We start from the raw sequence: 6204 nt of genomic DNA on the forward strand, positions 1-6204 counted from the left end.
ATCAAATTTCAATTACGAATTTACTTCTAAAATTTGATTTCAATTATGAATTTACTTCTAAAATTTGGAGCGAATATTGACGCTCAAGACGATGACGGATGGACTGCGTTGCATTTTGCGGTGGCTTCCGACAGTTATAAAGCGGTTGAACTCCTTATTAACAATAAAGCAAACGCCGATATAAAAAATTTAGACGAAAATAAACCGATAGATATTGCTTCGGATACGGATATACAAGCTTTACTAAATAAATATGCAAAATCCGAATAATTGATTTTTAATTAAATATTTTATAATTTATGGAAACGAAAAAATTACAGAAATTCAGCGAATACAGTATGGGAACTTATTTACTCTGCCCGAAAAAATACAGATATATTTACATAGAAAAACTTTTCAAAAAACAAAAAAGAAAAGTAAACGAATATTTTATTTTTGGAAATATTATTCATTTGACTTGTAAAGAATTCTACCAAAAGAGAGCGGAAGACCGTTCGATAGAAAATCTTTATAATATATTCAGAGAATCTTGGAAAAGAAGCGGAATAAGAGCGTTTTTCAAATCGAGAGAAGAAGAAAAAGAATTGGGAGAAAAAGGATTATATATGCTTTCCAATTTTTATAATTCTTTCGGGCAAAAAGTCCCTTACTTAACCGAACATTATATGGAAAATATTTTTAAAGATTATATCTTTTTCGGAAGAGTCGATAGAATAGATTTATCGGCGGACGGAACTTTACAAATCGTGGATTATAAAACTAACAAATATTACGATGTCGGAGAAGATAACGAAGAGCGAGCAAGAAAAACTATGCAGCTAAAATTTTACGCTTATCTTTTAAACAGTTTGAAATCGAATGTCACAAGCGCGTCTTATTATTATTTTGCCGAAGATAAATTCGATACCGTTGAATTTAATCAAGAATCTGCGAATTATTTGAGAGAATGGTTTGACGAAATAATTAACGATATAAGATACGATAAAACTTTTGAAAGAAAATTTGGAACTCATTGTAATTTTTGCGATTTCTATAAATTATGCCATGAAACTGAAAATAATTCTGACGATAACAATAATATCAATATTGAAAACGAAAAATTATTTAAATAGCTTAAATAAAAACCAATAACAGATTCGATATGCCTTCTTCCGCCATTCCAACCATAGAATGAACCGAGTGAGGTTTTACTCTTATAATTTCGCCTTCGTTCACATCGACAATTTCTTCTTCCACAGAATATCTAACTTTTCCCGTAAGAACGATTACCATTTCTTCAGTCGGATGCTCGTGATAGGGAATTAATTGATTAGTTTTTTGCCTAACGGAATAAACCGTATAACCTTTATCGGCTAAAGTTTCTATAAGTTTTTCATCGTCCTTTATACAATTGAACTCTTTTTTTGTAGTCGATTTATAATAATATTTTTGCTCGGTCATTTTCGCCCTCATTATATATGAATTTCGGCTTATAAACCTATAAAATTTAATTTAATGAAAGCGTTTATTCAATAATTTTTAAATTTCTATATAATCGAATATTTCGTCTATTTTATTAAGAATTATATCCGCTCCTTTTTTTAGTAATTCTTCTTTGTTATAGCTATTGGTTATCGCCGCAATTTTTATTCCCGTTTTTTTCGCTCCTTCTACTCCAGCCAAACTATCTTCGAATATTAAAACATTTTCTTTTTTAAGGTTTTTATTTAATTTTTTTAAAGTTTCAAAAGCGTTCAAAAATAAATCTGGCTCGGGTTTCGCTTTTAATTTTTCATTATGACATGAATAATCTTTAATATATTTTGAAAAACCTTTTTTGTCGGATATATTTTTTACATAATCAATATCGCTATTCGAAGCTATGACGATATTTATATTTTTTAATCTTTCGAGAGTTTCCATAACTCCGTCAAAAGTTTCCAAATCGGTTTCTATGATTTTGTGAAAATAATCCGCCGTTTCGTCAAAAAAATTATCGGGAACATAATGACTCTTAATTAAAATATTATACATATCTTGAGTTTGATAGCCCGCCATAGATTCAAAATCGACATCTTGAAGAACATTCATTTTATTTGCAGTCGCAATCAAAGATTTTGTATAAAGAGTTTCGCTGTCTACTAATGTGCCGTCAAAATCGAATATCGCCGCTTCCAATTTTATTTTATTCATAATTAATCCAATATCTTATTTATTTATTTGATAATAATTAATAAATATGGTATTATAATTATAATAAATTAAATTTCAAGAGGTTATTTTATGAATCTTGATAAGATACAAAAATTCGGAAGATATTTAAGCAATATGGTTCAGCCCAATATAGGCGCTTTCATAGCTTGGGGACTTATAACGGCATTTTTTATACCTACGGGTTGGTTTCCAAACGAGACTTTGGCGCAACTTGTAAATCCAATGCTAACATATTTGCTGCCTATTCTTATAGCTTATTCGGGCGGAAATATGGTTTACGGACATAGAGGAGGCGTAGTCGGTTCAATAATGGCCGCTGGAGTCATAGTCGGTTCGAGTATACCTATGTTTTTGGGAGCGATGATAACGGGACCTTTGGGAGCTTTTTTAATAAAGAAATTAGACGAAATCATAAGCCCTAAAATTCCGACAGGATTTGAAATGCTAATAAATAATTTCTCGGCAGGCATTTTGGGAATGATTTTAGCTATAATATCGTTATATTTGATAGGACCAGCCGTAGAAAGCGTGAGTAATGTTTTATCTGGCGGAGTGCAAAAATTAGTGGATTTAAGATTGCTTCCTTTGGTTTCAATAATAGTAGAACCAGCTAAAGTATTTTTCTTAAATAACGCCATAAATCATGGAGTGTTTTCTCCAATCGGAATACAGCAAGTTACCGAAGCTGGAAAATCAATATTCTTTACGATAGAAACTAACCCTGGACCGGGACTCGGAGTGCTTCTCGCATATTCGATATTCGGCAAAGGAGGTTCAAAAGCGACCGCGCCAGGAGCGGCTATAATCCATTTCTTCGGCGGAATTCATGAAATATATTTTCCTTATATTTTAATGAATCCAATCTTGATTGTGGCTTTGATAATCGGAGGAATGAGCGGAATATTAACGACTTTAATATTAAACGGAGGTTTGACGGCAGTGCCTTCGCCAGGTTCTATAATCGCTATGCTTGCCGTTACTCCAAAAGGCGGTTTTATAGCCACAATAGGAAGCGTATTAATTTCTGCGGTTGTGACTTTTTTACTCGCTTCGATATTTGTGAGAAAATCTAAAGCCGAAGGAAATTTGGAAGAAGCCATTGAAAAAAGTAAGTCGAATAAAAATTTAAACTCCAATAATGCGGAAATCAAAGAAGAAACTCAATCTCAAACAAACGAAATTAGTTTTGAAGAAGCGTTAAAAAATAAAATTAAAATAAATAAAATCGTTGTGGCTTGCGACGCGGGTATGGGTTCGAGCGCAATGGGAGCGACTATGCTTAAAAAGTTGGCGCATGAAAAAGGAATGGAAAATATAACGATAGTCAACTCGGCAATATCCAATTTGGACGACAGCGCCGATATAATAATAACTCAAAAATCATTAACGGCTTTGGCAAAAGAAAAAATGCCTCATAAAGTCCATTTAAGCATAAATAATTTTATGGACAAAAATTTTTATAACGAAGTCTTGGAAAAAATAAAGGAGAATAAATAATGACTAAAAAAATGATACAAATTGGAGCGGGCAATATAGGAAGAGCCTGTATTGGAAGATTATTTCATCAAGCGGGCTATGAAATATATTTTTCGGATGTTAATCTTGAGCTTATTTCTATGATACATGATAGAAAAGAATATAATGTTAGAATGGTTGGAAAAGATTTTGACGAAACTATAAAAATAGATAATGTCGACAAAGTCCCAGAAGAAAGCGAAGAAATTAAAAAATTGGCAAGCGAAATAGACATTATAACTACGGCGGTTGGAGTGAATATACTTCCAAAAATAGCTCCTTTTATCGTAAATATAATAAATAGTAGATACGAAAATCAAAATAATAATCCGCTAAATATAATGGCTTGCGAAAATACTACGGGAGCGTCTTCAAAGTTAAAAGAAAGCGTCTATAATTTGCTTGAAAGCGATATAAAAGAATGGATTGAAAACGAGAAAAAAATAGTATTTCCAAATGTAGCGATTGACTGCATTGTTCCGACTATAGCAAACGAAGACCCTTTAACCGTTACTTGCGAAAATTTTGCAGATTTAATAATCGATAGAGCGGCATTTATAGGAGATTTGCCGCATGTTGAAGGTTTATCGTTAAAAGAAAATTTGAACGCGTATATTGAAAGAAAACTATTCACTTTGAATACGGGACATGCAATTACGGCATATTTAGGAGCGGAAAATAATAAAGAAACGGTTTTTGAAGCGATAAACGACAGCGAAATTAAAAATATAGCATATGGTGCCATGGAAGAAAGCGGAGAGGTTTTGATAAGAAGGCATGGATTTAGCAGGTTTGAACATGAAGTTTATATTCAAAAAATATTAAGCAGATTCTTCAATCCTTATTTGAAAGATTCCGTTTTTAGAGTTGGAAGAGAGCCAATGCGCAAACTTTCTTATAACGACAGATTGATAAAACCTATACTCGGAACTTTAGAATACGATTTGAAACATGATAATTTGCTTAAAGGAGTAGCGGCGGCATTTAAATTTTATACTCCAGAAGATACCGAAAGCGTAGAATTGAAAAAAATTCTTGAAAGCGATAAACTTGAAAACGCTATTTTAAAGATTACGGGATTAAATATAAATAATGAGAAAGAAAAAGAATTGTATGAAGAAATATTTAATCTTTTAAAACCAGCGGAGTCGAGTCAAATCGAACAAATTGAAAATGTAAAAATTGAAGAAACTAACGAAACAAGCGAAAATAAGGAAGCGGAAGACAAAAAATTAAACGAAAAAATTAAAGAAAAACCAAATGAAAATAAAAAGAATAAAACAAAAATTAATAATGAAAAAAAGGAGCAAAAGAAAATGAAAGTTATAATTGCGAAAGACGGAAATAAAGTGGGAATGAAAGTTGCGGCGGAAATAATTAATTTATTGAAAGTAAAAAAAGACGCCGTTTTGGGACTCGCCACTGGCGGAACTGCCGAAGTCGTTTATCCTCATTTAATAAAATCCTACGAAAAGAAAGAAATAGATTTTAAGAAAGTAAAAACTATAAATTTGGACGAATATAAAGGGCTTGACGGAAAAAACGAACAGAGCTACAGATATTTTATGGACAAAAATCTTTTCGAGCATGTGAATATAGAAAAGAGAAATACTTTTGTGCCGAAAGGAATCGGAGATAAAGAAAAAAATCTTAAAGAGTTTAACGATAAAATAAATAAATTTCCGAGAGATTTGCAATTATTGGGCGTGGGACCGAACGGACATATAGCTTTTAACGAGCCGAGCGACACTTTGCATGCCAACGCTTTATGCGTAAAACTTGACGCTAAAACTATAAAAGCGAATTCAAGATATTTCAAATCGGAAAAACAAGTTCCTAAAGAGGCTTTCAGCATGGGAATGGGCGGAATATTGAAAGCGAAAAAAATCGTTATAGCGGCTATTGGCAAAAATAAAGCGTCAGCGATTAAAGAATTGCTTTTGAACGATAAAATAACCACAAAATGTCCCGTGACTTTTTTAAAGTTGCATAACGATGTTACCGTAGTTATTGACGAAGAAATAGCGAAAGCGATAGGTTATAAAAATAGTAAAAAGTAAATCGTAAAATAAAAACCGAGTCTTTAATCAATAAAGATAAAAACTTTATGAATTCGTTAGTAAAAATTTTGCCATTAGAGATTAATTTATAAATTTTTCTCTCGCCAATTTTCCACGACTTGCCTATTTATATGAGCGACATCGCAGAAGTGATTATTTATTTCTAAAGGATTGCCCGTTTTACTTTCATTGGCATTCTTTGCCATACACATAAAACAATAATCTATATCTTTACAATCGATGCATTTATTAAAGTCTTTCCTTTTGAGAGAGCGAATATATAACATTCGAGGCGATTTTTCCCAAATGTCTTTTAAAGAAGTTTCATTTAAATTCCCGCAATCATAATTCCATCCAGTGCAAGGATATACATTGCCTTTCGCATCCATGCAACAACTCGTAACACAAGCGCCGCATAAATCTCTATCCGAAACAT

Annotated in this window: 7 protein-coding genes and 1 pseudogene; 5 read left to right on the forward strand and 3 right to left on the reverse strand. The window is 32.2% G+C overall.

The window, feature by feature from the left end; translation table 11 throughout:
* Positions 1–45 precede the first annotated feature (45 nt).
* Both EZH24_RS05940 and EZH24_RS05945 read left to right on the forward strand, forming a co-directional pair.
* A complete protein-coding gene (locus EZH24_RS05940; RefSeq protein WP_236847088.1) occupies positions 46–270 on the forward strand; it encodes an ankyrin repeat domain-containing protein in 225 nt (74 codons plus the stop codon).
* Positions 271–299: 29 nt separating this feature from the next.
* A complete protein-coding gene (locus EZH24_RS05945) occupies positions 300–1112 on the forward strand; it encodes a RecB family exonuclease (RefSeq protein ID WP_137998224.1) in 813 nt (270 codons plus the stop codon).
* Between the two features lies 1 nt (position 1113).
* Here the strand turns inward: EZH24_RS05945 and EZH24_RS05950 are convergent, their stop codons facing one another.
* Positions 1114–1440, reverse strand: coding sequence for a cupin domain-containing protein (locus EZH24_RS05950; protein WP_137998225.1), 327 nt, complete (start codon positions 1438–1440; stop codon positions 1114–1116).
* Between the two features lie 78 nt (positions 1441–1518).
* A complete protein-coding gene (locus EZH24_RS05955; RefSeq protein WP_137998226.1) occupies positions 1519–2172 on the reverse strand; it encodes an HAD family hydrolase in 654 nt (217 codons plus the stop codon).
* 90 nt (positions 2173–2262) lie between these two features.
* On the opposite strand from EZH24_RS05955, the gene EZH24_RS05960 reads away from it, so the two are divergent.
* The 3 genes and pseudogenes from EZH24_RS05960 (at position 2263) to EZH24_RS15385 (ending at position 5768) form a co-directional block, all read left to right on the forward strand.
* A complete protein-coding gene (locus tag EZH24_RS05960; protein WP_137998227.1) occupies positions 2263–3690 on the forward strand; it encodes a PTS mannitol transporter subunit IIBC in 1428 nt (475 codons plus the stop codon).
* 11 nt (positions 3691–3701) lie between these two features.
* Positions 3702–4817: pseudogene (locus EZH24_RS15380) on the forward strand (mannitol-1-phosphate 5-dehydrogenase); the annotation flags it as partial.
* Between the two features lie 207 nt (positions 4818–5024).
* Entirely contained in the window at positions 5025–5768 is a 744-nt protein-coding gene (locus EZH24_RS15385) for a glucosamine-6-phosphate deaminase (RefSeq protein ID WP_137998229.1), read from the forward strand.
* 86 nt (positions 5769–5854) lie between these two features.
* Here EZH24_RS15385 and EZH24_RS05975 read toward each other — a convergent pair.
* Positions 5855–6204: SPASM domain-containing protein (locus tag EZH24_RS05975; RefSeq protein ID WP_137998228.1), on the reverse strand; the 350-nt coding region annotated here is incomplete at its 5' end.

The sequence above is a fragment of the Brachyspira catarrhinii genome (genome assembly GCF_005518285.1).
Lineage (GTDB): Bacteria > Spirochaetota > Brachyspiria > Brachyspirales > Brachyspiraceae > Brachyspira > Brachyspira catarrhinii.

What these genes read in the sequence shown, in the direction of transcription:
- EZH24_RS05940 (WP_236847088.1), top strand. Translation starts at nt 46, where the DNA reads ATGAATTTACTTCTAAAATTTGGAGCGAATATTGACGCTCAAGACGAT.
- EZH24_RS05945 (WP_137998224.1), top strand. Translation starts at nt 300, where the DNA reads ATGGAAACGAAAAAATTACAGAAATTCAGCGAATACAGTATGGGAACT.
- EZH24_RS05950 (WP_137998225.1), bottom strand. Translation starts at nt 1,440, where the DNA reads ATGACCGAGCAAAAATATTATTATAAATCGACTACAAAAAAAGAGTTC.
- EZH24_RS05955 (WP_137998226.1), bottom strand. Translation starts at nt 2,172, where the DNA reads ATGAATAAAATAAAATTGGAAGCGGCGATATTCGATTTTGACGGCACA.
- EZH24_RS05960 (WP_137998227.1), top strand. Translation starts at nt 2,263, where the DNA reads ATGAATCTTGATAAGATACAAAAATTCGGAAGATATTTAAGCAATATG.
- EZH24_RS15385 (WP_137998229.1), top strand. Translation starts at nt 5,025, where the DNA reads ATGAAAGTTATAATTGCGAAAGACGGAAATAAAGTGGGAATGAAAGTT.